This is a genomic window from Rugosimonospora acidiphila (assembly GCF_039543385.1).
Classification (GTDB): domain Bacteria; phylum Actinomycetota; class Actinomycetes; order Mycobacteriales; family Micromonosporaceae; genus Rugosimonospora; species Rugosimonospora acidiphila.
This window is the reverse complement of the sequence record NZ_BAABJQ010000015.1, coordinates 43,741-66,806: the sequence shown is the minus strand read 5'-3', so window position 1 is coordinate 66,806 and position 23,066 is coordinate 43,741. Positions and strand designations below refer to the sequence as shown.

Sequence of the window (23,066 nt, the reverse complement as noted above, 5' to 3'; positions counted from 1 at the left end):
TCAGCGCCCGGTGAACCCGGCCCCGACCGGCAACCCTGCCCGGGTGGCCGGTCCGCTCGCCGTGACGAGCGGACCGGCCATCCGGTCAAGTGGCTCAGACCGCGGACGGCAGCTCGTCGAACTCGACGACCTGGCGCACCTCGACCTCGACCTCGTCGAACAGGTCGGCGTACCGCCGGGCGTACGCGACGGCCTCGGCCCGGTCCTTCGCGTTGACCAGAGCGAAACCGCCGATGACCTCCTTGGCCTCGGTGAACGGCCCGTCGGTCGTGGAGGTCCCCGCGCCCCGGGCCTTACGGACGAGCGCGCCCTTCTCGGACGGGTGGACGCCCTCGGCTGTGATCAAGGTCCCGTTGTCGATCGACTCCTGGATGAACGCACCCATCTTCTCGATGAACTCCGGGCTGGGGTTCCACGCCTCCGGGGCGCGCTCGTCGAGCCGGTGCATCATCAGAAACCGCATTGCTGCTCCCTAGCGTTCTCGGGCTGAGGTCCGGTCGTCTCCGGACCTGATGGCCAGCCGTCACCGGGGCGTCGAACGGCGACGCCCCGGTTCGACAATGCCCGCCGAACAATTTTCCGCGATCGTCGCCGGCGCGAGCGAGCTTTGGCGAATGGTGGGTAGATGTCCGAGTCTGTCCGTCAGGCCTGCCAGTTGACGCCGACGCCCTTCGACTCCTCGAAGACCAGCCAGGTGCGGGTGGACCGGACGCCCGGAATGCTGTTCAGGCGCTCCAGCACCACGCTGCGCAGCGCGACGTTGTCGGGCGCCTGCACCGACACCAGGACGTCATAGTCGCCGCCCACGAGCGCGATGTGGTCGACGTAGGGCACTTCGCGTAACTTCTCCGCTACGGAACGCCACGCGCTCTGGTCGATCGTCAGGTTGATGAAGGCGGCCGTGGACAGTCCGACGCGCGACGGGTCCAGCACCGCGGTGAACCCGGTGATGGCACCCTCCTCGACCAGGCGCCCCACCCGCGAGTACGCGTTGGCACGCGAGATGTGCACCTTGTCGGCAAGCGCCCGGATCGACATCCGGCCGTCCCGGACCAGCTCACCGATGATGGCCCGGTCGACGTCGTCCAGGCGGACGGCCAAACGTCCCGACTCCGGACTCGTCACAGGGTCGCCGCCATGCACGTGTTCCTCCCGACCGCCATCCGCCAGCAATTCGTCTCGTCATTGAGCCTGCCATTGAACGCATGATCCGGCTAGCCCACGATCTCCGTATCACCTGTCCAAGGAGGGCGATCTCAACGATGCCTGGGCAGCCGCCTCGCGAGGCCATCCAGAACCTGCTTCCGGCCCCCGAACCCGTGCGCTTCGTCAACGAGGACGGCTCGGCCGCCCCGCCGCCGGAGGGGTACCGGCGCCCCGCGGACGACCTGCTCCGCGAGGCGTACCGGCGGATGGTGCTGGGCCGGCGGTTCGACGCCCAGGCCACGACGCTGACCAGGCAGGGGCAGCTGGCGGTCTACCCGTCCAGCCGCGGCCAGGACGCCTGCCAGATCGGCGCGGTCCTGGCGCTGCGCGACGACGACTGGCTGTTCCCGACCTACCGGGACTCGATGGCCCTGGTATCCCGGGGAATCGACCCGGTCGAGGTGCTCACCCTGCTGCGCGGCGACTGGCACTGTGGCTACGACCCGCACGCCGTGCACACCGCCCCGCAGTGCACCCCGCTGGCGACCCAGACGCTGCATGCCGCCGGGATGGCCGAGGCGCTGCGGCGCCGGGGCGAGGACGGCGTGGCGCTGGCCATGGTGGGCGACGGCGGCACCAGCGAGGGCGACTTCCACGAGGCGCTCAACTTCTCCGCCGTCTTCCGCTCTCCGGTGGTGTACTTCGTCCAGAACAACCAGTACGCCATCAGCGTCCCGCTGGCCCAGCAGACCGCGGCCCCGGCGCTGGCCTTCAAGGGCATCGGCTACGGGATCCGCTCGCAACAGGTGGACGGCAACGACCTGGTGGCCGTGCTGTCGGTGCTCGCCGACGCGGTCGAGTACGCCCGCGGCGGCCACGGCCCGGTCCTGGTCGAGGCGCACACGTACCGGATGGACGCGCACACCAACGCCGACGACGCCACCCGCTACCGGGACGACGAGGAGGTCGAGCGCTGGCGCGCGGCCGACCCCGTGGCGCGCCTGGAGACCCTGCTGCTCACCGAGGGGCTGCTGGACGCGGGGCAGATCTCCACCATCCGGGACGAGGCGGAGCAGTTCGCGGCGGCGCTGCGCACGCGGATGAACGCCGAGGCCCCGGTGGTGGCGCTGGAGCTGTTCGATCACGTGTTCGCCGAACCCACACCGCAGCTGCGCGAACAACGGGCCCGGCTCGCGGCCGAACTCGCCGCCGCGCCGGCCACCCAGGAAGGGCACTGAGATGGCGACGATGACGATGGCGCAGGCCCTGAACCGGGCGCTGCGCGACGCCCTGACCGCCGACGAGCAGGTGCTGATCTTCGGTGAGGACGTGGGGGCGCTCGGCGGGGTCTTCCGCATCACCGACGGACTGACCCGCGACTTCGGCCGCGAGCGCTGCTTCGACACCCCGCTGGCCGAGGCCGGGATCGTCGGTCTGGCCGTGGGCCTGGCCATGGGCGGATTCCGGCCGGTGGTCGAGATGCAGTTCGACGCGTTCGCGTACCCCGCGTTCGAGCAGATCACCTCGCACGTGGCCAAGCTGCGCAACCGTACCCGCGGACGGGTGTCGCTGCCGATGGTGATCCGGGTACCGTTCGCCGGCGGGATCGGCGGCGTCGAGCACCACTGCGACTCCAGCGAGGCGTACTACGCGCACACGCCGGGCCTCAAGGTGCTGACCCCGGCCACCGTCGAGGACGCCTACTGGCTGCTCCGCGACGCGATCGACGACCCGGACCCGGTGGTGTTCATGGAGCCGAAGCGGCGCTACTGGTCGAAGGCGGAGGTGGACCTGACCCGGCGCCGGCCCGCCCCGCTCGGCCGGGCCGAGGTGGTGCGCACCGGCCGCGACGTCACCCTGGTCGCGTACGGGCCGTCGGTTCCCGTGGCGCTGGAGGCCGCCGAGGCGGCGGAGGAGGACGGCATCAGCATCGAGGTGGTCGACCTGCGGTCGATCGTCCCGTTCGACGACGCCACCGTCACCGAGTCCGTCCGGCGCACCGGGCGCTGCGTGGTCGTCCAGGAGGCACAGGGCTTCGCGGGGGTGGGCGCCGAGATCGCCGCCCGGATCCAGGAGCGGGCCTTCCACTCGCTGGCCGCGCCGGTGCTGCGCGTCGCCGGCTTCGACATCCCGTACCCGCCGCCGAAACTGGAGCACGCGCACCTGCCCAGCGTCGAGCGCATCCTCGACGCCGTCGACCGGCTGCAGTTCGATGACGAGCCCGACGAGCTCTATCTCACCGGCGGTCGGGCGTGACCGGCGGGGCCGCCCGCCAGGTCTTCCGCCTGCCGGACCTGGGAGAGGGCCTGACCGAGGCGGAGGTCATCGAGTGGCGGGTCGCGATCGGCGACCGCGTACAGGTCGACCAGATAGTGGTCGAGGTGGAGACGGCGAAGGCAGCGGTGGAGGTACCGGTGCCGGTCGCCGGGACCGTGCTGGAACTGCACGCCGTCGCCGGGGGCGTGGTCGATGTCGGCGCGCCACTGATCTCGGTCGGAGCCGACGGGCCCGACGGGTCCGGGCCCGACGGCTCTGGGCCCGACGCCTCCGGGCACCCGGCGGCCGAGCGGTACCGCCAGGAGGAGCAGGCGGGTTCGGGCAACGTCCTCGTCGGGTACGGGACCGCGAAGCTGCCGGCGCCCCGGCGGCGGGTACGTGGCGGTACCCCGGGCCGGGCCGCGCAGCCCGCGCCGGCGGTCACGCCGACCGTCGCGCCGGAGGCCCGCGACGAGACGCACGCGATCCGCGTCATCTCGCCCCTGGTACGCCGCCTCGCCCGCGACCACGGCCTCGAGTTGGCGAGCATTCCCACCACCGAGCCCGACGGCGTCATCCGGCGGCGCGACGTGGAGGCGGCCCTCGCCCGCCAGCCGGGCCTCACCGCCCAGCCGAGCCTCACCGCCCAGCCGGGCCTCACCGCCCAGCCGAGCCTCACCGCCCAGCCGGGCCTCACCGCCCAGCCGGGCCCTGTCGCCCAGCCGAGCCGGTCGCAGCCGGGCACGGGGACCGCTGACCAGCTCGATGCCGAGCGCATCCCGCTGCGTGGAGTGCGCCGCGCCATGACCGAGAAGCTCGTGCGCAGCCGGGCCGAGATTCCCGACGCGACGACCTGGGTCGACGTGGACGCCACCGGGCTGCTGGCGGCCCGGGACGCGCTGGCCGCGGCGCCCCGGCGGATCGGGGTGCTCGCGCTGCTGGCCCGGATCGTGGTCGCCGGGCTGCGCCGCTTCCCGGAACTCAACTCGAGCGTCGACACGGCGCGCAACGAGATCGTGCGGTACCGCCACATCAACCTCGGGTTCGCCGCGCAGACCGACCGTGGCCTGATGGTGCCCGTCGTGCGTGGGGCGCACGCGATGACCACCACGGAGATCTCGGACGAGATCGCCCGGCTGACCGAGCTGGCCCGTGCCGGGCACCTCGCGCCCGAGGCGCTGGGTGGCGGCACGTTCACCCTCAACAATTACGGCGTCTTCGGCGTCGACGGCTCCACGCCGATCATCAACCATCCGGAGGCGGCGATCCTGGGCATCGGACGGATCGCGGACAAGCCGTGGGTGGTCGACGGCGAACTGCGGGTCCGCAAGGTCACCCAGCTGTCGCTGAGCTTCGACCACCGGGTCTGCGACGGTGGCGCCGCGGGCGGGTTCCTGCGCTACGTCGCCGACTGCGTCGAGAACCCGTACGCCCTGCTCGCACACGTGTGAGCAGGGCGGGTGCCCACGCGCGGAGTTCAGTCCTGTTGGTCGGGCTGGGTGAGCACGACGGGGCCGTCTTCGGTGATGGCCACCGTGTGCTCGTGGTGCGCCGTGCGCGCGTGATTGCTGCTGCGCAGGGTCCAACCGTCGGGGTCGACGACGAAGCTGCTGGTCCCGTTCATGACCCACGGCTCGAGGGCGAGCACGAGCCCCGGCTGCAACCGGTATCCCCGGCCCGGTCGGCCGGCGTTGGGCACGTGCGGATCCTGATGCATCGTGCGGCCCACGCCATGGCCGCCGAAGTCGGTGTTGACGGTGTAGCCGGCGGCGGTGAGCGCGCCGCCGATGGCGGCCGACAGGTCCCCGATGCGATGGTCCGGGGTGCACAGCTGGATGGCGGCGTGCAGGGCGGCCTGGGTGGTGTCGATGAGCCGCTGGTCGGCCGGGTCGGTGGTGTCGCCGACGATGAAGGAGATGGCGCTGTCGGCGACCCAGCCGTCGACCGACGCCGCGAAGTCGAGGCTGAGCAGGTCCCCGTCGCGCAGGACGTAGTCGTGGGGCAGCCCGTGCAGCACCGCGTCGTTGACGGACGTGCAGATCACCTTTCCGAAGGGGCCCCGACCGAAGGAGGGGGCGTAGTCCACGTAGCAGGAGACGGCGTTGCGGCGCCGGATGAGTTCGCTGACCCAGGCGTCGATCTCGAGCAGATTCACGCCCGGCTCGACGCGGCCCCGCAGCTGCTGGAGCACCTCGGCGACGAAGCGACCGGCGGGTCGCATCTGGTCGATCTGGCGAGGTGAGAGCAGTTCAATCACTCCGGTCCCCTTCCACGGCACCCAGCCGTTTCGGATAAGAATAACGGTATTACTATACGGGGATGGTAAGGGAACCCCTGACGGAGCAGGAGATCGCCCAGGGCCATCGCATCGGTGCCCTGCTGCGTGCCGCGCGCGGTGCCCGCACGCTCGGTGCCGTCGCCCGGGAGGCCGGGCTCTCCGTGGAGACTCTGCGCAAAATCGAGACGGGTCGGATCCCCACGCCGTCATTCGTCACGGTCGCCGCGCTGGCCGACGAGCTGCGATTGTCGCTGGACGAGATCTGGCGCATCGCCCGGGAGGAGTCGGCCCCCGGGCGGGATGCCGCGGCCTCCTGAGCCCGGCCCTTCTGAGCACCGCCCTTCTGAGCACCGCCCTTCTGGGGCCGGCCGACCGCCATCCTGGCCGGTCGGCCTCGTCGCCGTGCGCTCTTGCACGATGTTCAAGTCGTGGCGTAGCCTCACTTGCACAGCGTTCAAGTCTTGAATGGGGAGGCCATGATGTTGCAGGAGTTTGTCCGGGAGCGGGCCAGCGAGCTAGGAATTCCCGGCGTCGCGGTCGGGGTGTGGGCGAACGGCACGGAGAGCTTCGCCTGCCACGGGGTGACCAGCCTGGACAATCCCCTGCCCGTCGACCCGGACACGCTCTACGAGATCGGCTCGGTCACGAAGACCTTCACGGCGACCGCGCTGATGTGCCTGGTCGCCCAGGGGCAGGTCGAGCTCGACGCGCCCGTACGCCGCTACCTTCCGGGACTGCGGCTCGCCGACGAGCGGGTCGCGGCCGAGATCACCGTTCTCCACCTGCTCAACCACACCGCGGGCCTGGACTGGGCACTGCTGGAAGACACCGGTGCCGGCGACGATGCCCTGGCCGCCCATGTGGCCAGGCTGGCCGAGCTGAAACTGATCGGGTCGCCCGGCGCCCGCGCCTCCTACAGCCAGGCCGGGTACAACCTGGCCGGGCGGATCATCGAGACGGTCACCGACCTGACCTACGAAGACGCCGTCGCCTCGCTGTTGTTGCGGCCGGTCGGGCTGGAGCACAGCTTCTTCCTCGACGCCGAGGTGATGACCCGGCGATTCGCCGTGGGCCACAACCCCGGGCCGGACGGTGAGCTGGCCGTGGCGCGGCAGTGGCGGCGCTGGCGCGGCAACAACCCCGGCGGGGGACTGGTGTCCTCGGTGCGCGACCAGCTGCGGTGGGCGCGGTTCCATCTCGGTGACGGGCGCTCCGCGAGCGGACAGCCCGTCCTGCCCGCCGACGTACTGCGCCTCATGAGGGAGCCCACGGTGGCGCTGCGTGGCACCACGCTCGGCGACGCCCTCGGCATCTGCTGGTTCCTGCGCGACGTGGACGGGGTTCGCTCCGCCGGTCACGGCGGATCGGCCCACGGCCAGTTCGCCGAGCTACTCACGGTGCCGGAACGCGACTTCGCCGTGGTGTCCCTGTCCAACGCCGGCCCCGACGGCATCCCCTTCAACCAGGCCGCCGTCCGCTGGGCGCTGGAGCACTACCTGGGCGTGGTGGATCGGGACCCGGAGCCGCTGCCGCACGACCCGGGTCGTGCCCGGGAGTTCGCCGGTACCTACGAGAACGACGCCATGCGGTTTGTCATCGCCACGGGCGAGACGGGAATGACGCTCGAAGTCGGGATCAAGCCCGAGATCCGGGCCGGCCTGACCAACGAGGCGCCCCCGGACTACCCGCCGGTCGCCCTCGGCCTGCTGCCCGGCGGCGGCGACGAGTACATCCTGATCGAGGGTGGCATGAAGGGGCAGCGCGGCTTCTTCACCCGCGACGCGAGCGGTGCGGTCGTGGGGGTCGATCTCGCCGGCCGGATCGCGACCCGGGTCCTCACGCGGTGACGTCGATCGGCGCGTGGCCGCCCCGGCATCGACGGTAGGCACGCGCCAGATCACCGCCCGATTACGGTCATATCCTCATCAATCACACCTGATATCTGTCACCTCTTTCGTCGTTTCCCAGCGAAGACCGGCACGGGCCGCCCAGAATCGTCCGCGAACTGGCCTCACAACGAGATCGCAACGAGATCGCGAGGTGCCCGTGCCACGCTGGTCCGTCCCCCCGAGCCTCGGCCCGCTCCTGGGTGTCGTGCTGCTCGGCGTTCTGACGCTCGATCCGACTCCCGCGGCGGCGAGGGTCGCCGACGCCACCGATGCCGCGGCGGTGGCCGGCGCGCCAAGCGCGAAGGGCGCGCACTCGCCCCGGTCGCACCGGCGCGTGACGCCCGCGCCGCACAGGCATGCGATGCCCGCGTCGCATGGGCACGCGACGCCCGCGCCGCGTGGGCATGCGACGCCCGCGCCGCGTGGGCACGTGACGCCCGCGCCCCATGGGCACGTGACGCCCCCGCCGCGTGGGCGCGCGACGCCCGGGCCCACCCGTGCGCCGGCACCGACGGCCCCACCGATCCCGCGCGGACCGGTCCTGTCCGCGCCCGTCATCGGTCACCGGCCGCATCGCCCGCAGCGGACGCTGATGGTGACGGTGTCCGCGAGCAATGCCCTGCTGAACTCCGCGTACTGGCGCGGTGCGGGTACCACCTCGTTCGCGTTCACGGTCCGCAACACGGGCAGCGTGGCCGCGGCGGTACGGGTCGACTACACCGTTCCGGACGGGGTGAGCGACGCGGCGACCGGTGCCTGCGCGCACGGCCACTGCTCGGTGCCGTCCGTCGCACCGGACGCGTCGCTCACCCTGCCGGTCGCCATCGTGGTGTCCCCGGACGCCTGGCGGCACCCGCCGCTGGTCGGGCGGTTCACCGTCACCGCGAGAGCGGCCGGCGCGAAGGTCGGGGACGCCAGGGGGACCTGGGGCACCTGGGGTGTGCTGTTCCCGTCCGGTCCGCCCGCCGCCGGCATCGACCTGCGCGTCGACGACGTCACCCTCGGCGCCCAGCCCGACGTTCCGGGCCGGCTGCGCATCAGCCTGACCAACACCGGCGCCCTGCCGGCCGCGGCGGCGCTGGATGTGGTGCTGCCGCGCGGGGTCGGTACCGGTCCGTTGCCCGTGGACTGTGCGCGCCAGCGATCGCCGGATCCGGCGGCCGCGCGGTGCCTGCCCGGTACCCTGGCGCCCGCCGAACAGAAGTCGATCGTCGTACCGCTGACCGTGGACGCCGCCGCCCGCGCCGACACGCCACTGACCGGCCTGGTTCGCGCCACCCTCACGGCGACCGGCCAGCCGGCCCGGACCGCCCAGGAGCCGTACCAGGTACTCGTTCCGGTGAGCCTGTCCGGCGTCACCGCGCAGGCCGTCGCGCCGGTCGTGTCCGTCCTGCCGCCACTCGGTGGCGGGGCCACCACCCTCGATGCGGGCGATGCCATGGCGTGGCCGCTTGTCGCGGGCGGCACCGCCGTACTGATCGGCCTGATCTGGGGCCTGATGCTCAGGCGTCGCGGCCGGCCCGATAGCGGGGCGCTGGCCGCGACGCCCACCGCGACGCACCCCGCGGCGCCCATCGCGATGCCGGCCGGTTGGGCCGGGCCGGCCCGGGTGGTCGCCCGCCCCGGCCGCCGGGGAGGCGGTGGCGCGCGGCCGTCGGAGGCCGAGACGGTGCTGATGCCCGCGCTGCGCGGGGAGGTCCGGCCGGATCGTCCCGGGCTGCCGGCGCCCGTGGGGCCCGTCGCCGGAGGTCCGCCGGAGGGCGCGGTGGATCCGGCGGAGATGATCGCGGAGCTCGCCGCGGTGGCGGCGGAACTGGCCGAGGTGGCCGCGCTCCTCGGTGGGGAGGGGAGCGGGCGCGGCGATCGCACGCAGGTCGTGGACGATCGTTCGAGTGCACTCGAACCATGACAGCCCTGCCGCAGCCCACCCGGGAGCAGTTGGACCTTCCGAGTGTCCTCGAGGCGCTGTCGAACCCGATTCGACTGCGGGTGGTGGCCCGCCTGGCGGTCGGGGGTGCCTACCAGTACAGCTGCGGTGAGCTGCTGTCGGACGTGCCCAAGTCCACCGCTACCCACCACTGGCGCAGCCTGCGCGAGAGCGGTGTGGTGGGGGTGCGGCGCAACGGCCGGTACCTGCGGGCCTGCCGACCGAGAGCGGCTACACCTACGGGTTCGCGGCACTCGGCGGCGTCTGCCTCGTCGCCGCGCTGGCCGCACTGCTGGTGCCGCGCCACCATCAGCACGCCGAGCACGCCGGCACGCCGAGCACGCCGGCACGCCGGGCACGCCGGGCACGCCGGGCACGCCGGGCACGCTGTGGCGACGCCCGACGAATGGCCGCCCGCGCAGGCGGCCGGCGCCGCGGTCCGCGGCTAACAGAGGAGACTGACCCTGGCGGGCCGGTTCACTCGGCGGGACCGGCCAGCGCCTCGGGTGGTTCGACGCCGATCAGCCTGAGGAGGTTGGCCACCTTGCGATCGAGGCCGACGCCAACCTCGGTGATCTGCGCGATGCCGAACCCGCCGAACGCGACGCTCGGCTGGTCCAGGGTGAAGATGGCGCAGTCGTTGTCGTCGCTGTGCACCAGGATGCGCAGCGGCGCGTAGAGCATGGACGCCGGGTGGTAGCGGAACATGCTCTCGGCGGTCACCGGATTGCCCAACAGGTACTCGGTGGATTTTGTCTGGTGCCCGGCGATCGCCATGACCGCTGTCGCTTCGACCTTTCCAAAGATCATCAGCTCGTTCGGGGCATTGGCCGCCACCGCCGCCTGGAAATCGTGCCAACCGTCCGTGGACTGACCACCGCCTCTCGACTGACCACCGCCTCCCGACTGACCACCGCCTTTGGATTGACCTTCTTTGGACTGACCGGCCCGTAGCGCGGCCCCCGAGTCGAACACGGGGGCCGCCCGTTCGAAGGCGGTGATGAACGCGTCGAAGGGCATCCCGGTGGGGATGTCCAGGCGCACCATCGGGTGCTCCGTGCGGAGCCCTTGCGCACCCGGCATGTCTCCCGCTCCTTTCCGCGGTGTCGCATCCCGATTGACGGGGCATGCGCCGGTCGAGGCCACGACGATGCAGCCTCTTCCCGAGCCGACGCGCGGTAAACGCGTATCGGGCGGGCGGTGGTCACCCAACCGGCCGACGGTACGCCGATTCGGACGGCGGGAGCCGGGGCCGCCGATACCCTGGTGGCGGACGCGTCGCCGTTCGTTCCGCTCGGCTGCTCCTCGTCGCCGCGGCCACCCGGGTGGGCCGAGAGCGCGGGCCGCCCGGCCGCGTACGGAGAGAACCGGTCATGCCAGACCTGCTTGACTTCGTCGTCGAGGCGCACGGCGGCCTGGCGCCATGGCGGAACGCCGCCAGCCTATCCGCGAAGGTGCGCGTCTACGGCGAGTTCTGGGCCCGCAAGGGGCACCGGGAGCTGCTCGGCCGGCAGAGCATCACCGTCGACCTGTCCCGCCAACACACCGCGATAACGGCCACGAAGCCGCCCACATCCTGATCGATGTCGACGACGTATGGCGCAATCCGTGACGTCGACACGTCGAGATTCGGCGAACTGTTGACGTTGTCGATCATGCGCGTACGCTATCGATGTGTTCGCGGAGATGAGAGAGTACGCGTCGGCCCGGCGCCGGCGACTGTCCGTCATGCTGGCCGCCGGCGCGGCCGGGTTCGCGCTGATCGGCACCGCGGTGCCGGCCGCCGCCGGCCAGCCCGGCCCGGGTGCTCAGCCCACCGCGAGCGGGCAGCCCGCTGCCAGCGCACAGCCGATTCCCGCCGCGCGCACCTTCAACGGGGTGCCCGGCGTCGGCGCGCTGTTCCTTGCCGGGACATCCTCGCCGCACTCCTGCACCGGCGACGTCATCAGCAGCCCCGGGCAGGACCTGGTGCTGACCGCGGCGCACTGCCTGTCCGGCGACGGCCGGGGCGCCCTGTTCGCACCGGGGTACCACGACGGCAAGACCCCGTACGGGGTGTGGCAGGTCACCGGCGCCTACGTGGACCCGCACTGGCTGTCCACACAGGACCCTCAGCACGACTACGCGTTCCTGCGAATCGCCCCGCAACGGCGCGGCGGGCGCACGGTGCGCCTCGGTGACGTGGTGCGCGGATATTCGCTGGCACCGGCCCCGCGTCCCGGCGAGCGCGTGCGCATCGTCTCGTACCCGCACGGCATCGACGACAAGCCCATCACCTGCACCGTGCCGACCTACGCGTTCGACGGCTACCCGGCGTTCGACTGCGGCGGATATGTCGGCGGTACCAGCGGTTCGGGTTGGCTTGCCGGGAACGGCCGATCCCAGGCGGTGGTGGGTCTGATCGGCGGCCTGCACCAGGGCGGCTGCGTCGACTACACGTCCTACAGCCCCCGCTTCGGCGCCGACACCTTCGCGCTTTATGAGCGGGCGGCGCGCGGCGCGAGGCCCGATGTCCTGCCGGAGCCCGGCAGCGACGGCTGCTGAGCCGCAGCGACGGCCGCGCGGCGGCAGCGGCAGCATCGCGGCGACGGGACGCTCGGCGGCGACGGCGGCACGGCGATGACGAGGCCCTGTGAGGCCCTGCGGCGATGGCGCCTCGCGGGAGGCGTAGAACCGGGCAGCCGGACGGGGCCGCGTCCTCGCCGTTGAGCGGCGCCGACGACCATGGGCCGACCCGGTGGCGAACCGGGCGTGCCCCGCTCCTTCATGCCTCCGTGGGCCCCTGCGCCAGACTCCGGCCATGACCCCGGAAGCCCTCCGAAACTTCCGGTAGCACCGAAGTCGATTCGGCATCGGTGACCGGCGCATCCGGCGCCCATCCGCCCGAAGGCAAGCCGTTGAACAGCATGGATGTTCTCCTGGGGATTCCCTGGGGCGGACACCGGTTCCGCAATCTTTCCGGGAACTGTTGACATCGCGACGAAGGCGGCCCAATACTGTCGCCTATCGACAGACTTCGACAACTGTCGATACGTCTCACCCGCTCCGGACCCGCCGGCCCGCGGTGACCCGTACCCGGCCAGCGACGGCCCAGCCGGGTCGCGTCGCCCCGCCTGGCCCGGCCGCCAGTCCTCATGAGGAGGAACTACGCACATGAACGACGTCCCCGCCCGTCCGGCAAGCCGCAGACGCGGCCGGACGAGGCTGCTCCTCGGCGGCGTCTGCGCCGCGGCGCTGGTCGCCGCCGTGGCGATCCTGCCCGGCATCGCCAACGCCGACACGATCGTCACCTCGAATCAAACGGGCACGAACAACGGCTACTTCTATTCGTTCTGGACCGCCGGCAGCGGGTCGGTCTCGATGAGCCTGGGTACCGGCGGTGCCTACAGCACCTCGTGGAGCAACGTCGGGAACTTCGTCGCCGGTAAGGGTTGGGCCACCGGTGGGCGGATGAGCGTGAACTACTCGGGCAGCTTCAACCCGTCCGGCAACGCGTACCTGTCGCTGTACGGGTGGACGACCAACCCGCTCGTGGAGTACTACATCGTCGACAACTACGGCACCTACCGGCCCACGGGTACCTACAAGGGCACGGTCACCAGCGACGGTGGCACGTACGACATCTACGAGACGACGCGGTACAACGAGCCGTCCATCCAGGGCACCGCGACGTTCAACCAGTACTGGAGCGTCCGGCAGAGCAAGCGCACCGGCGGCACCATCACGACCGGCAACCACTTCGACGCCTGGGCCCGCTACGGCATGAACCTCGGCAACTTCAACTACATGATCATTGCCACCGAGGGGTACCAGAGCAGCGGCAACTCCAACATCACGCTCGGCGGCTCCGCCCCGCCGCCGACGACGGCCCCACCCACCACCAGGCCGCCGACGAACCCGCCACCGACGACGACTCCGCCGACCAACCCGGGTGGCGGCGGCTGCCGCGCCACCTACTCGGTGGTCAGCAGCTGGACGGGCGGCTTCCAGGCCAACGTGGTCGTGGCCAACAGCGGATCGTCCACACTCAACGGTTGGACCGTCCACCTTCCACTGGCCGGCGGGCAGAGCATCACCAGCCTGTGGAACGGCGTGAACAGCGGTACGAGCGGGGCGGTCACCGTCAAGAACGCCTCCTACAACGGCACCATCGGGGCGGGCGCCTCGACCTCGTTCGGGTACACCGGCAACGGGGACGGTTCGCAGACGCTCAGCGGCATCAGCTGCACGAGTCCCTGACCGTACGAGCGCGAACAGCCACCACCGGTCGGGCCGTCCCGGGACACCTCGGGCCGGCCCGACCGCCGTGGTCGAGGCGCGGCTACCGCGATCGGGACGGGTCGGGCAGGCTCACCCGCGGCGCAGCGCGTCCTGGACTCCGGTCTCGTGGCGGCCGAGCAGGGCCGGGTCGCGACCGGACACCACGTCGAGCACCGCCTTGACGCAGGCCCCGTACTCGCGGATGGAGCTGTCGCGCCACGGTGTGCGGTACCGCTTGACGGTGTCGTCGCCGACGCCGTTCACGTCCAGGCCGAGCCTGCGGCACAGGGTGACCGCCCGCGGCACGTGGTAGGTCTGGGTCACCACGGTCGCCCGCGTGACCCCGAAGATGCGCTTGGCTCGCGCGCACGAGTCGTACGTGTCGAAGCCGGCGTAGTCCCGCACGATCTTCCCGTCCGGCACACCGTGCGCGAGGAGCCAGTCGCGCATCGCGTCCGGCTCGTCGTAGTCCCAGTGCATGTGGTCGCCCGAGACCAGGATTACCTTGACCTTGCCGGCGACGAACAGCTCCCGGGCGAGTTCCAGGCGGGCGGCCAGGAACGGGGACGGCTTCCCGTCCGCGTCGACCTGGGCGCCGAGCACCAGTGCGACCGGTGCGGCGGGGACGTCCGCCTTGTCGAAGATGTGTCCCCGGGCGCCGGCCCGTACCCAGGCCACGCTGGCCACCGTGGCGACCATGCCGAGCACCACGACGGCCGCCGCGCCCACCACGCCACGCCGCAGCCAGCGTCGCGTTTTCGCGCTCGGCCGCCACCGCGACATCTCGTTCACGAATCGGGGCATCGGCATTCGCCAAGGATCGCAGAGGGCGGCAACCGGTGGCGCAGCCGGGCGCCTCGCACCGCGGATCGACTTCTTCCGGGCGCCCCGCACCCCGGCAACTGCGCGGCGGTCGTGGCGCACCCGGCGCGCCGTGGCGTCACGGGATGGGTTCCAGGCGCCGCAGCCGGCGGGTCCACCAGCCGGGGCGGGTGTGCGCCTGCCGGCGCAGCCGACGGTGCTCCCAGTGCTGGAACGCGATGAGCACCGGCACCAGCCCGAGCATGGCCGCCGGCAGGCGCGGGCCGGTGGTGCGCTTCTCCCGGATCAGGGCGAGCAGTGCCGTGACGCCGGACAGGTAAAGGGTCGTGTTGTAGAGGGGCATCAGCTCGGACCCGAGCCCCTCGCACTCCGTCAACCAGGGCAGCCCGATCCGCGTACGGCGGGTCGGCCAGCCACCCAGATGGGCCGTTACGGCGGCGATCCCGAAGCCGTTGACCATCGCCGACAGCGCGTCGGCGATGGCGTGCTCGGCGCCCGCGATCCGCCACACGCATCCCGTGGTCAGCGCCCAGAGGCTCGGCGTGGCGACCGGTCCGAGCACCGAGGCGAGCGGCATACCGACGCCGGCTCCCAGTTCGAACACGACATGTGCCGTCAGGCCGGCCACGGTCAGCCTGGTCAGCGGCCGCCCGCCGGCCGGTCCGGTCCGGGGCCCGGTGGGACGGTCGCGTCGCGCGGACGCGAGGGCGCTACCGTCGGGACCATTCCCTGTTCCGCCGTCCACGCGTACCGGCCAGGCGCGGTCGGAAATGCGGCCCGTTCTCGGCCCGGTCGGCCACGACTCCGCCACGATCCGCTCCCTTCGGCCTGCTGCGGCGGCTCTACCCCGTTGGCGGCCGGGCATTCACCCGATCGACCTACCGGAGCCGGTCGCCGGTTGGCCGGGCCGGCACCGGCCCGGGGCGCGTCGACGCGTCGCTCCGCGTCTTCGGCGTTCGGTGTCCCGCCGCCCGGCGCACTGCCTAGGCTTGGCAGCAGGCGTGCCCACGCTGGACACGCCCGCCGAGCATCCGTCGACTCCGACGGGCCACAACGCGATCAGCCGCTCGCGATCGGCCGGTAGGGTCGTCGGCACGTCGCGAGCGGTTCACGAGGACCTGTCGGAGACAGCCATGCGCCAGCCATCACTCGTTCTGCACGACAGCGGCGTCGAGGCGACGGTCACCATCGGGCGTCCCGTCGCGGACGTCTTCGACTTCTACCGCGACTTCCGGAACCTGCCCCGCTTCCTGGGCGACGTCATGGCCATCCAGCAACTCGGCGCGACGACGTTCCGGTGGACCATCGAGGGTCCGCTCGGCGTCCGGCTGAAGTCCACGATCAGGCTCACCGAGGAGCGTGCGAACGAGCTGATCCGGTACGAGACGACGTCGCCACCCGGTGTGCGGACGTACTGGACCGTCCACTTCAGCCCGGCCCCCGACTCGGACGGCACCCGGGTGCGCGAGGTGCTCAACACGCCGTTCGGCGGGCTGGGCCGCGGCGCGCTGGCCCTGGTGGGCAAGCCGCCCGCGGCGGAGGTGGCCGCGAACCTGCGCAGGCTGAAGCAGGTCATCGAGACGGGGCGGGTGACCGACACCGACCACGCGGTCGCGGGCAAGTTCGATGGGAAGGCCCGGGACCGGTGAGCGGGCCGCGCGATGGAGCCGTCCGTCCGGGTCAGTCCGGGGTTCGGGTGGTGGAGCGCCGCCGGGGTGTCGCGCAGATGGCGGGCCACAACAGGGCCACCACGCGCTCGGGAATGTCCTCCTTCGCCTCGCCGCGGTAGAACGCGGCGAAGTAGCTGCCGATGCACATCATCGAGATCATGCCGGTGTCGAGGTCGGCCTTGACCGCGCCGCGCTCCCGCAGGTGCGTGAGCACCTCCGCCAGCAGTGCGACCCGGGGCTCGATGGCGTGCTCGCGCAGCATCGCGAGCAGTTCCGGGGTGCGGATCGCCTCGCCGCCGAAGTTGGCCGCCAGCACCATGGCGTCGGGATTGAAGTAGGCGGGGTCGAGCCGGCGGACGGCCTCGACGAGAGCCTCGCGCGGCTGGAGTTCGGACGGGTCGAAGGCGTACAGGTCCCGGTGCATGCGGAATCCGTAGTCGATCGCGTCGACCACCAGGTCGAACTTGTTGCCCCAACGGCGATACAGCGTGGGTCGGGTCACATTGGCGTCGGCGACGATGTCGCCGATCGTCATCCTCGAGTAGCCGTCGCGGACGAGTCGATCACGCGTGGCGTCGATGATGGCCTGGTCGATGGCCGCGTCCCGGGGCCGGCCGCCGGCGTGCGTACGCTGCTCGGTCTGCCCCGCCCCGTCATCGCTGTCCGTTCCGCGCTGCGGTTGTCGTGCTCGGGCCACGGATCACCTCGCGGATGACGGCGGTCACAGACCATACCTGATGAATTACAGCCAGTCACTGTAACATGCGCGCCTCCTGCGCGACGCGCCCGGCACGAGGATCTCCCGAGTTACACTCTCTCTCTGTAACGAAAGTACATCTGAAAGGCCTTCCGGATGAACCCCAGCGGCGATCCCGCTTCCGAGTTGCCGGTAACCCATCCACTGTCGCGACGCGAGCCGCCCATCGAGTGGGCCGATCTCGACACCCGCGCCGTGGACACCACGCGGGTGCTTCTCGCGGACACCATCGAGCACTCCGGCGCCGGTGGCCCGGGTGCGGCGATGAGCCTGGCACCGGCGATGAGCCTGGCACCGTTGGCCTACGGGCTGTATCAGCGGGTGATGCGGCACGACCCGAGCGACCCGGCATGGCCGGGACGGGATCGTCTCATCCTCTCCGCCGAGCACAGCGGCGCGACACTCTACGTTCAACTGTTCCTCGCCGGGTACGGGCTGGAGCTGGAGGATCTCCGGGAGCTGGGTCGCCTGGGTTCGCGGACCCCGGGGCATCCCGAGTACGGTCGGACCCCCGGGGTGGAGGCGACCGTCGGGGTACCCGGCCATGGCCTGGCCACCGCGGTCGGCATGGCGATGGCCGCCCGCCGCGAGCGCGGCCTGTTCGACCCCGAGCCCGCGCCCGGTGACAGCGTCTTCGACCACCACATCTACGTGATCGCCTCGGACGGCGACATCGAGGAGGGCGTGGGCGCCGAGACATCCTCGGTCGCCGGCCGTCAGCAACTCGGCAACCTGATCGTCTTCTACGACAACGTGTTCTCGAACGACGACGGCACACCCACCGAACGGTTCGAGAACCTCGCGAAGCGCTACGACGCCTACGGTTGGCACGTTCAGGTCGTCGGGAGGGGTGAGGGCGTCGTCGCGCTCCAGCACGCCATCGCCGCCGCCAAGGCCGACCCGCGCCCGTCGATCGTCCTGTCGCACCCGTCCGACCAGTCCGGCGTGCGTCTGGCGTCGCGCGACGACCCAGACCGGTCGGGCCCCCACCCGGACGAGGTACCCGACCTCAAGCGGTCCCTCGGCCTCGACCCGGCGGCGCGGTTCGCCGTGGACGACGAGGTGCTCGCCTACACCCGCGAGGCCGTCGTGCGCGGCAAGTGGTGGCACGAGCAGTGGCGGGAGCGGTTCGACGCGTGGGCATCGGCCAACCCCGACCGCCGCGCGCTGTTCGACCGCCTCGCCACCCGCTCGCTGCCCGACGGTTGGGCCGACGAGCTGCCCACGTGGCGCGACGAGGGCCAGCAACTCGCCACCCGCCGAGGCTCCGGCGCCGCGTTGTCCGCGCTCGCGGACGTGCTGCCGGAACTCTGGGGCGGCTCCGCCGACCTGGCCGAGAGCAACGACACCACGATGGAGGGTGCCGACTCCTTCGGTCCGGTCGAGGCGTCCACGTCGATGTGGCCAACGAACCCGTACGGGCGCACGCTGCACTTCGGCATCCGCGAGCACGCGATGGGTGCCATCCTCAACGGCATCGCGCTGCACGGCGGCACCCGTCCCTACGGCGGCACGTACCTGAGCTTCAGCGACTACATGCGCCCCGCGGTACGGCTCGCGGCCATCATGGGGCTGCCGGTCGTCTACGTATGGACGCACGACTCGATCGGCGTCGGTGAGGACGGACCGACCCACCAGCCGGTCGAGCACCTCTTCTCACTGCGTGCGGTGCCCGGCCTCAACGTGGTCCGCCCCGCGGACGTCAACGAGGCATCCGGTGCGTGGAAGGCGGTGCTGGAGGACACGCACCACCCCAGCGCGCTGGTGCTGACCCGGCAGCCGGTGCCGGTGCTGGATGGCACCCAGATCGACGGCGTCGCCCGGGGCGGGTACGTCGTCGCCGAGGAATCCAACGCCGCAGCCGGCGACCCGGACATCGTCCTGATCGGTACCGGCTCGGAGCTGCAGCTCGCGATCGAGGCGCGTACCAGGCTGGAGGCCGAGGGCGTGCGTACCCGGGTGGTGTCCATGCCGTGTTTCGAGTGGTTCGACGCGCAGGACGCCGACTACCGCGAGTCCGTCCTTCCGTTCTCGGTCCGGGCCCGGGTGGCGGTGGAGGCGGGGATCGCGAAGTCGTGGCCCCGGTTCGTCGGCGACCTCGGCGAGATCGTCTCGATCGAACACTTCGGCGCCTCCGCCGACTACAAGACGCTGTTCCGCGAGTTCGGGTTCACCGCCGAGGCGGTGGTGGACGCCGCGCGCGAATCGCTGGCCAAGGCCGCCAACTTCTCGAGGTCGCAAGGGATTCCGCTATGACCGCTCCGGTGCTGCACTGGTTCGACTTCATCTGCCCGTTCTGCTACGTGGGACAGCAGCGCAACGACATTCTCGAGCGGCGCGGGCTCGAGGTGGTGCACCTGCCGTTCCAGATCCACCCCGAGGTTCCGCCCGAGGGGATCGAGATGGGTCCGCGGGTCGGACCGATGTACACCTCGCTGGAGCGCGAGGCGGAGCTTGCCGGCCTGCCGCTGAACTGGCCGGCACGGCTGCCCAACTCGCGTCGGGCGCTGGCCGTGGCGGAATGGGTTCGCCGCAACCGGCCCGACGTCTCGGCCGACCTCAACCGGAAGCTGTTCGCCGCGCACTTCGCGCTCGGTGAGGACCTCGGCGACCCGGCGGTGATCGAGCGACACGCCGGCGAGGTGGGTGTCGACCTCGACGCGCTGCGCGCCGCGCTGGCCGACGGCGGCCCGGACGCCGACCTCATCGAGGTCGAGTCGATCGGCGCCCGTCACGGCGTACGGGCGACGCCGACGTGGTTCATCGCGGGGGAGTCGGTCTCGGGGTTGCTCCCGGCATCGGAGTTCGAACGCCTCGCGGAGCGGGCACATGCGGCGGGATAGCGGTTCGGCCGGGGCCACCCCGCCGGATTCGGGGGCCGGCGCGCCGGCGCTGCGGGTGGTGCCGCCCGGCGGTGGTGACTCGGTGGCCATCCCGGGCTTCGGTGCGGTCTTCAAGCTGTACGGCCGCGACAACGGCGGCGAGGTGGCCATCGTGGAGCACCCGTTCGCGGTGGGCGCCATCACCGCGCCGCACCGCCACACCCGCGAGGACGAGCACTCCATCGTGGTCGCGGGCCAGATCGGCTTCCGGTCCGACGACGACGAGGTGGTCCTGGGGCCTGGCGGCTACATCACCAAGCCGCGCGGGCAGATGCACTGCATGTGGAACGCGGGTACGGGGCCCGGGCGCATCATCGAGGTCATCACGCCGGGCGGCTTCGAGCACTACTTCCGCGAGCTGAGCGAGCTGGTCGCCGCCGTCGAGCCGAAGGCCGGGGTGAGCCTGCGGGAGACCCTCGAATTCACCGAACTCGCGGCGCGGTACGGCCTGACCTACGGCAGTCCCGAGTGGGTCGACGACCTGGTGGCCCGCTACGGGCTGACCTCATCGACCCACTGAGCCACTCCGGCGAGACCGGTCCCGGTGCGCCGACGCCCGCGGCGTCGACGCCCGGTGCGCCGCCGCCCGCGGCGTCGACGCCCGGGGCTCCGGTCAGGAGACCGGGCCGCCCGGGCGGGTGGCCGCGAACACCAGCCAGGCCAACCCGCAGCACCCGGCCGACAGCAGCAGGGACCATCCGGTACCCGCCGCGGCGGCGCAACCACCCATCACCGCGACGCCGAGCGTGGCGCCGACCTGGCGTACCGCGTTGAGCAGGCCACCGACCGCGCCGGCCGTACCCGCCGGTGCCGCGCTGACGATGGCCGCCACCAGGGCCGGCAGGACGTAGGACACGCCGAAGCCGGTGAGCAGCAGGCCCAGCGCGAGCCACGGGTATCCGCCACCGGCGAAGACCACCACGGCCAGAACCGCACCGCCGGCGGCCAGCAGCGCCAGGCCGGCCAGGATCGGCCGGCGGGGACCGATCCTGGCCACCATCCTGCCGGTCAGCGGCGGATTGGCGGCGAACGGGACGGTCAGCGGCAGGAAGGCCAGCCCCGCCTCCAGCGGGCCGAAGTGCCGCTCCCGCTGCAGCAGCAGGGGCAGCACGAACAGCCCACCGGTCAGCGCGAAATTCACCACCGCCGCGGCCAGCAGGCCGGCCCGTACCCGTCCCGATCGCAGCAGCGCCCGGTTCAGCACCGGCGCCACGCTGCGGCGCTCCAGGGCCCAGAAGCCCAGCGCCGACACCGTGAACCCGACCGACGCCCACGCGACGTGCACCCACGCCCGGGCGCCGGCGGCGATCAGCGCGTCCGTGAACAGCGCCAGCACCGTGGCGGCGGTCAACTGGGCCGGCCAGTGGATGCGGCCGCCGCCACGCGGGCAGGCCACCGCCCGACCCAGCGTGAGCCCCAGCGCCACCAGGCCGATCGGCACGTTGACCAGGAACACCGCCCGCCAGCCGGCGGCGTCCACCAGGGCGCCGCCCGCGATCGGGCCGGCCGCGACGGCCGCACCGCTGATCGCGGCCCACGCCGAAACCGCCTGGGCCCGCGCCGCGGGTACCGGATAGAGGGCGGCGATCATGGCCATCGAGGCCGGTACGCACGCCGCCGCGGCGACGCCCGAGACCGCCCGCAGGGCGATCAGCAGCCACAGGTCGCCCGCGGCGGCGCTGAGCAGGGACGCGAGCGCGAAGACCGCGACCCCGGCGCGGAACAGCCGCTCGGCGCCGAACCGGTCGGCCGCGGCACCCGCCGACAGCAGCAGCGCGGCGAACGCCACGGTGTACCCGGTGACCGCCCACTGCAGGCCGGCCATCGAGGTACGCAGCGACGAAGCCAGGTTGGGCTCGGCGACCGACAGCACGGTCATGTCCAGCAGCACCATGAAGTAGCCCAGGGAGATGCCGATCAGCGCGCGGGTGCGCCCCCGTCCGGAGCGGAGGTCCGCCGGCGTGGGCGATGGTGAGTTCACGAGGGTCATGTCGAAGACGGCTCCTGTGCGGCGTACGGGGGAACGCGACCCACTGTGCGGGCGGCCGGGCCGGGGCTCCACCGCCGCGACCGCACGCCCCGTTCGGAATTTCCGAATGCCGCGCGGTGTTCGTCCACCCCGTGGAGCTACGTCAACTCAGGACCTTCGAGGCCGTCGTCCGGCGCCGGACCGTGACGGACGCGGGTGTCGCGCTCGGCCTGGCCCCCTCATCGGTCTCGCAGCAGATCCGGACCCTCGAAGACGCGCTCGGCGTGGCCCTCTTCACGCGCGGCCCGAAGGGGATGGAGCTGACTCCCGCCGGGCATCGGCTGACCGGGTGGGCACGGTCGCTGCTCGACCAGGCGGAGCGGGCCGCCCTCGACGTCCGGGGCGAGCGGCAGCGGTTGCGGCTGGGTGCGCTGGAGACCCTCGCCGGCTCCCACGTGCCCCACGTGCTCACCCGGCTGGCCGAACGGCGGCCCGACCTCGACGTCGAGGTGCACTCCGACCGGGCCCGCGCCGGACTGTTCGCCGACCTGGTCGAGGGGCGGCTCGACGCCGCGCTGCTGCTGGACTCCGGCGACGAGGTCGGCGGGCTCGGCTTCCCCACGCCCGCGCGACCGTTGAGCTTCATCGACCTCGAACCGGTCCCGCTCGCGCTGGTCGCCGCGCCCACCCACGCCCTGGCCGCCCGGGCCGCGCTGACCCCGGCGGACCTCGGCCACGAGCGGTTGTTGGTCAACGTCCCGGAGTGCTCGTTCTGGATGGCGGCGGACCGGATCCTCGGGGACGGGCCCGAACGGGTCAGGGCCGGCGGGGTGCCGGTGATGCGCGCCTGGGCCGAGCACGGGCTCGGGATCTCGCTGCTGCCGTGGTTCGCCGTCGCCGACGGCCTGCGCGCCGGTACGCTCGTCCGGCTCGACCTGCCGCTGCCGGACCTGAGCCTGCGGCTGGTCTGGCGCGGGGACCGGGAATCGCTGCCCGGAGTGCGCGACATCCTGTACGCCGCGGCCCGCCCGTGAACCGGACGCCCGGCGGGGCACGTGCCTGCTCGTGTCGATGGTCTCCAATGGCCCGACCGGGGTCGGTCTGATCCCGGCGACCTCCAGCGAGGGCGGGTCTGCGTAGAGATCCAGCCGCCGCGTCGGTGGCTAGACGCGATCCCCTCGGTTGCCGGAGGCAATCCGGTTGCGGGCCG

Annotated in this window: 23 protein-coding genes; 15 read left to right on the top strand and 8 right to left on the bottom strand. The window is 72.2% G+C overall.

The genetic code is table 11. The features are described 5' to 3' along the window. Positions 1-94: 94 nt before the first annotated feature. Together ABEA87_RS23875 and ABEA87_RS23870 are read right to left on the bottom strand one after the other, a co-directional pair. Positions 95-463, bottom strand: coding sequence for a YciI family protein (locus tag ABEA87_RS23875; protein WP_345633015.1), 369 nt, complete (start codon positions 461-463; stop codon positions 95-97). A 179-nt stretch (positions 464-642) separates the two neighbouring features. Next, complete coding sequence (locus ABEA87_RS23870) at positions 643-1,125, bottom strand: Lrp/AsnC family transcriptional regulator (RefSeq protein WP_345633013.1); 483 nt, start codon at positions 1,123-1,125, stop codon at positions 643-645. Positions 1,126-1,205: 80 nt separating this feature from the next. Between ABEA87_RS23870 and pdhA the strand changes: the two genes are divergently transcribed. From pdhA to ABEA87_RS23855, 3 genes are read left to right on the top strand one after another with little or no spacing between them, the layout of a single operon-like run. After that, complete coding sequence (pdhA, locus tag ABEA87_RS23865; RefSeq protein ID WP_425570940.1) at positions 1,206-2,384, top strand: pyruvate dehydrogenase (acetyl-transferring) E1 component subunit alpha; 1,179 nt, start codon at positions 1,206-1,208, stop codon at positions 2,382-2,384. A 1-nt stretch (position 2,385) separates the two neighbouring features. Beyond that, complete coding sequence (locus ABEA87_RS23860) at positions 2,386-3,402, top strand: alpha-ketoacid dehydrogenase subunit beta (RefSeq protein ID WP_345633009.1); 1,017 nt, start codon at positions 2,386-2,388, stop codon at positions 3,400-3,402. After that, entirely contained in the window at positions 3,399-4,853 is a 1,455-nt protein-coding gene (locus tag ABEA87_RS23855; RefSeq protein WP_345633008.1) for a dihydrolipoamide acetyltransferase family protein, read from the top strand. Before ABEA87_RS23860 ends, ABEA87_RS23855 begins: the two co-directional genes overlap by 4 nt. A 26-nt stretch (positions 4,854-4,879) precedes the next feature. On the opposite strand, the gene map is transcribed toward ABEA87_RS23855, so the two are convergent. Continuing rightward, on the bottom strand, positions 4,880-5,659 hold the full coding sequence (map, locus tag ABEA87_RS23850) for a type I methionyl aminopeptidase (RefSeq protein WP_345633007.1): 780 nt from the start codon (positions 5,657-5,659) through the stop codon (positions 4,880-4,882). Between the two features lie 62 nt (positions 5,660-5,721). Between map and ABEA87_RS23845 the strand changes: the two genes are divergently transcribed. From ABEA87_RS23845 to ABEA87_RS23830, 4 genes are all read left to right on the top strand, one after another. Continuing rightward, positions 5,722-5,997 (top strand): helix-turn-helix domain-containing protein, encoded by a 276-nt coding sequence (locus tag ABEA87_RS23845; protein ID WP_345633006.1) that lies wholly within the window; start codon positions 5,722-5,724, stop codon positions 5,995-5,997. Between the two features lie 162 nt (positions 5,998-6,159). After that, a complete protein-coding gene (locus tag ABEA87_RS23840) occupies positions 6,160-7,527 on the top strand; it encodes a serine hydrolase domain-containing protein (protein WP_345633005.1) in 1,368 nt (455 codons plus the stop codon). Positions 7,528-8,170: 643 nt separating this feature from the next. Continuing rightward, a complete protein-coding gene (locus ABEA87_RS23835; RefSeq protein WP_345633004.1) occupies positions 8,171-9,478 on the top strand; it encodes a COG1361 family protein in 1,308 nt (435 codons plus the stop codon). Next, complete coding sequence (locus ABEA87_RS23830; RefSeq protein ID WP_345633002.1) at positions 9,475-9,945, top strand: ArsR/SmtB family transcription factor; 471 nt, start codon at positions 9,475-9,477, stop codon at positions 9,943-9,945. Before ABEA87_RS23835 ends, ABEA87_RS23830 begins: the two co-directional genes overlap by 4 nt. A gap of 28 nt (positions 9,946-9,973) precedes the next feature. On the opposite strand, the gene ABEA87_RS23825 is transcribed toward ABEA87_RS23830, so the two are convergent. After that, on the bottom strand, positions 9,974-10,543 hold the full coding sequence (locus tag ABEA87_RS23825) for a hypothetical protein (protein ID WP_345633000.1): 570 nt from the start codon (positions 10,541-10,543) through the stop codon (positions 9,974-9,976). Between the two features lie 326 nt (positions 10,544-10,869). On the opposite strand from ABEA87_RS23825, the gene ABEA87_RS23820 reads away from it, so the two are divergent. The 3 genes from ABEA87_RS23820 to ABEA87_RS23810 all read left to right on the top strand — a co-directional run bounded on the left by ABEA87_RS23820 (position 10,870) and on the right by ABEA87_RS23810 (position 13,735). After that, entirely contained in the window at positions 10,870-11,076 is a 207-nt protein-coding gene (locus ABEA87_RS23820) for a hypothetical protein (protein WP_345632998.1), read from the top strand. Between the two features lie 94 nt (positions 11,077-11,170). After that, positions 11,171-12,040 carry a trypsin-like serine peptidase gene (locus tag ABEA87_RS23815; RefSeq protein WP_345632996.1) on the top strand — a complete coding sequence of 290 codons (870 nt, stop codon included), beginning with the start codon at positions 11,171-11,173 and terminating at the stop codon, positions 12,038-12,040. 609 nt (positions 12,041-12,649) lie between these two features. Next, the gene (locus ABEA87_RS23810) at positions 12,650-13,735 is read left to right on the top strand and encodes a glycoside hydrolase family 11 protein (RefSeq protein ID WP_345632994.1); all 1,086 of its coding nucleotides are present in this window, start codon (positions 12,650-12,652) and stop codon (positions 13,733-13,735) included. Between the two features lie 111 nt (positions 13,736-13,846). Here ABEA87_RS23810 and ABEA87_RS23805 read toward each other — a convergent pair whose 3' ends face one another. Then, positions 13,847-14,560: a SanA/YdcF family protein gene (locus ABEA87_RS23805; RefSeq protein WP_425570942.1), complete on the bottom strand. Its 714-nt coding sequence runs from the start codon at positions 14,558-14,560 to the stop codon at positions 13,847-13,849. A 136-nt stretch (positions 14,561-14,696) separates the two neighbouring features. Then, positions 14,697-15,182 (bottom strand): hypothetical protein, encoded by a 486-nt coding sequence (locus ABEA87_RS23800; protein WP_345632993.1) that lies wholly within the window; start codon positions 15,180-15,182, stop codon positions 14,697-14,699. A gap of 529 nt (positions 15,183-15,711) precedes the next feature. Here ABEA87_RS23800 and ABEA87_RS23795 point away from each other — a divergent pair. Next, complete coding sequence (locus tag ABEA87_RS23795; protein ID WP_345632992.1) at positions 15,712-16,227, top strand: SRPBCC family protein; 516 nt, start codon at positions 15,712-15,714, stop codon at positions 16,225-16,227. 31 nt (positions 16,228-16,258) lie between these two features. Here the strand turns inward: ABEA87_RS23795 and ABEA87_RS23790 are convergent, their stop codons facing one another. Continuing rightward, a complete protein-coding gene (locus ABEA87_RS23790) occupies positions 16,259-16,945 on the bottom strand; it encodes a TetR/AcrR family transcriptional regulator (RefSeq protein ID WP_345632990.1) in 687 nt (228 codons plus the stop codon). A 156-nt stretch (positions 16,946-17,101) separates the two neighbouring features. On the opposite strand from ABEA87_RS23790, the gene ABEA87_RS23785 reads away from it, so the two are divergent. Genes ABEA87_RS23785 through ABEA87_RS23775 form a run of 3 tightly spaced genes read left to right on the top strand, consistent with a single transcriptional unit; the run spans position 17,102 to position 20,407 of the window. Further along, positions 17,102-19,261, top strand: coding sequence for a transketolase family protein (locus ABEA87_RS23785; RefSeq protein WP_345632988.1), 2,160 nt, complete (start codon positions 17,102-17,104; stop codon positions 19,259-19,261). Continuing rightward, positions 19,258-19,848 carry a DsbA family oxidoreductase gene (locus ABEA87_RS23780; protein WP_345632986.1) on the top strand — a complete coding sequence of 197 codons (591 nt, stop codon included), beginning with the start codon at positions 19,258-19,260 and terminating at the stop codon, positions 19,846-19,848. Before ABEA87_RS23785 ends, ABEA87_RS23780 begins: the two co-directional genes overlap by 4 nt. Further along, positions 19,835-20,407 (top strand): cupin domain-containing protein, encoded by a 573-nt coding sequence (locus ABEA87_RS23775; protein WP_345632984.1) that lies wholly within the window; start codon positions 19,835-19,837, stop codon positions 20,405-20,407. The genes ABEA87_RS23780 and ABEA87_RS23775 overlap by 14 nt, the downstream gene beginning before the upstream one ends. Positions 20,408-20,500: 93 nt before the next feature. On the opposite strand, the gene ABEA87_RS23770 is transcribed toward ABEA87_RS23775, so the two are convergent. After that, positions 20,501-21,877: an MFS transporter gene (locus ABEA87_RS23770; RefSeq protein WP_345632983.1), complete on the bottom strand. Its 1,377-nt coding sequence runs from the start codon at positions 21,875-21,877 to the stop codon at positions 20,501-20,503. 131 nt (positions 21,878-22,008) lie between these two features. Here ABEA87_RS23770 and ABEA87_RS23765 point away from each other — a divergent pair, with 131 nt between their 5' ends. Continuing rightward, positions 22,009-22,890, top strand: coding sequence for a LysR family transcriptional regulator (locus ABEA87_RS23765; protein ID WP_345632981.1), 882 nt, complete (start codon positions 22,009-22,011; stop codon positions 22,888-22,890). The last annotated feature ends 176 nt before the right edge of the window (positions 22,891-23,066 follow it).

Coding starts and splice junctions, on each gene's coding strand:
- ABEA87_RS23840 (WP_345633005.1), top strand. CDS start 6,160: ATGTTGCAGGAGTTTGTCCGGGAGCGGGCCAGCGAGCTAGGAATTCCC.
- ABEA87_RS23825 (WP_345633000.1), bottom strand. CDS start 10,543: ATGGTGCGCCTGGACATCCCCACCGGGATGCCCTTCGACGCGTTCATC.
- ABEA87_RS23830 (WP_345633002.1), top strand. CDS start 9,475: ATGACAGCCCTGCCGCAGCCCACCCGGGAGCAGTTGGACCTTCCGAGT.
- ABEA87_RS23820 (WP_345632998.1), top strand. CDS start 10,870: ATGCCAGACCTGCTTGACTTCGTCGTCGAGGCGCACGGCGGCCTGGCG.
- ABEA87_RS23780 (WP_345632986.1), top strand. CDS start 19,258: ATGACCGCTCCGGTGCTGCACTGGTTCGACTTCATCTGCCCGTTCTGC.
- ABEA87_RS23795 (WP_345632992.1), top strand. CDS start 15,712: ATGCGCCAGCCATCACTCGTTCTGCACGACAGCGGCGTCGAGGCGACG.
- pdhA (WP_425570940.1), top strand. CDS start 1,206: ATGATCCGGCTAGCCCACGATCTCCGTATCACCTGTCCAAGGAGGGCG.
- ABEA87_RS23845 (WP_345633006.1), top strand. CDS start 5,722: ATGGTAAGGGAACCCCTGACGGAGCAGGAGATCGCCCAGGGCCATCGC.
- ABEA87_RS23805 (WP_425570942.1), bottom strand. CDS start 14,560: ATGCCCCGATTCGTGAACGAGATGTCGCGGTGGCGGCCGAGCGCGAAA.
- ABEA87_RS23770 (WP_345632983.1), bottom strand. CDS start 21,877: ATGACCCTCGTGAACTCACCATCGCCCACGCCGGCGGACCTCCGCTCC.
- ABEA87_RS23875 (WP_345633015.1), bottom strand. CDS start 463: ATGCGGTTTCTGATGATGCACCGGCTCGACGAGCGCGCCCCGGAGGCG.
- ABEA87_RS23785 (WP_345632988.1), top strand. CDS start 17,102: ATGAACCCCAGCGGCGATCCCGCTTCCGAGTTGCCGGTAACCCATCCA.
- ABEA87_RS23775 (WP_345632984.1), top strand. CDS start 19,835: ATGCGGCGGGATAGCGGTTCGGCCGGGGCCACCCCGCCGGATTCGGGG.
- ABEA87_RS23810 (WP_345632994.1), top strand. CDS start 12,650: ATGAACGACGTCCCCGCCCGTCCGGCAAGCCGCAGACGCGGCCGGACG.
- ABEA87_RS23860 (WP_345633009.1), top strand. CDS start 2,386: ATGGCGACGATGACGATGGCGCAGGCCCTGAACCGGGCGCTGCGCGAC.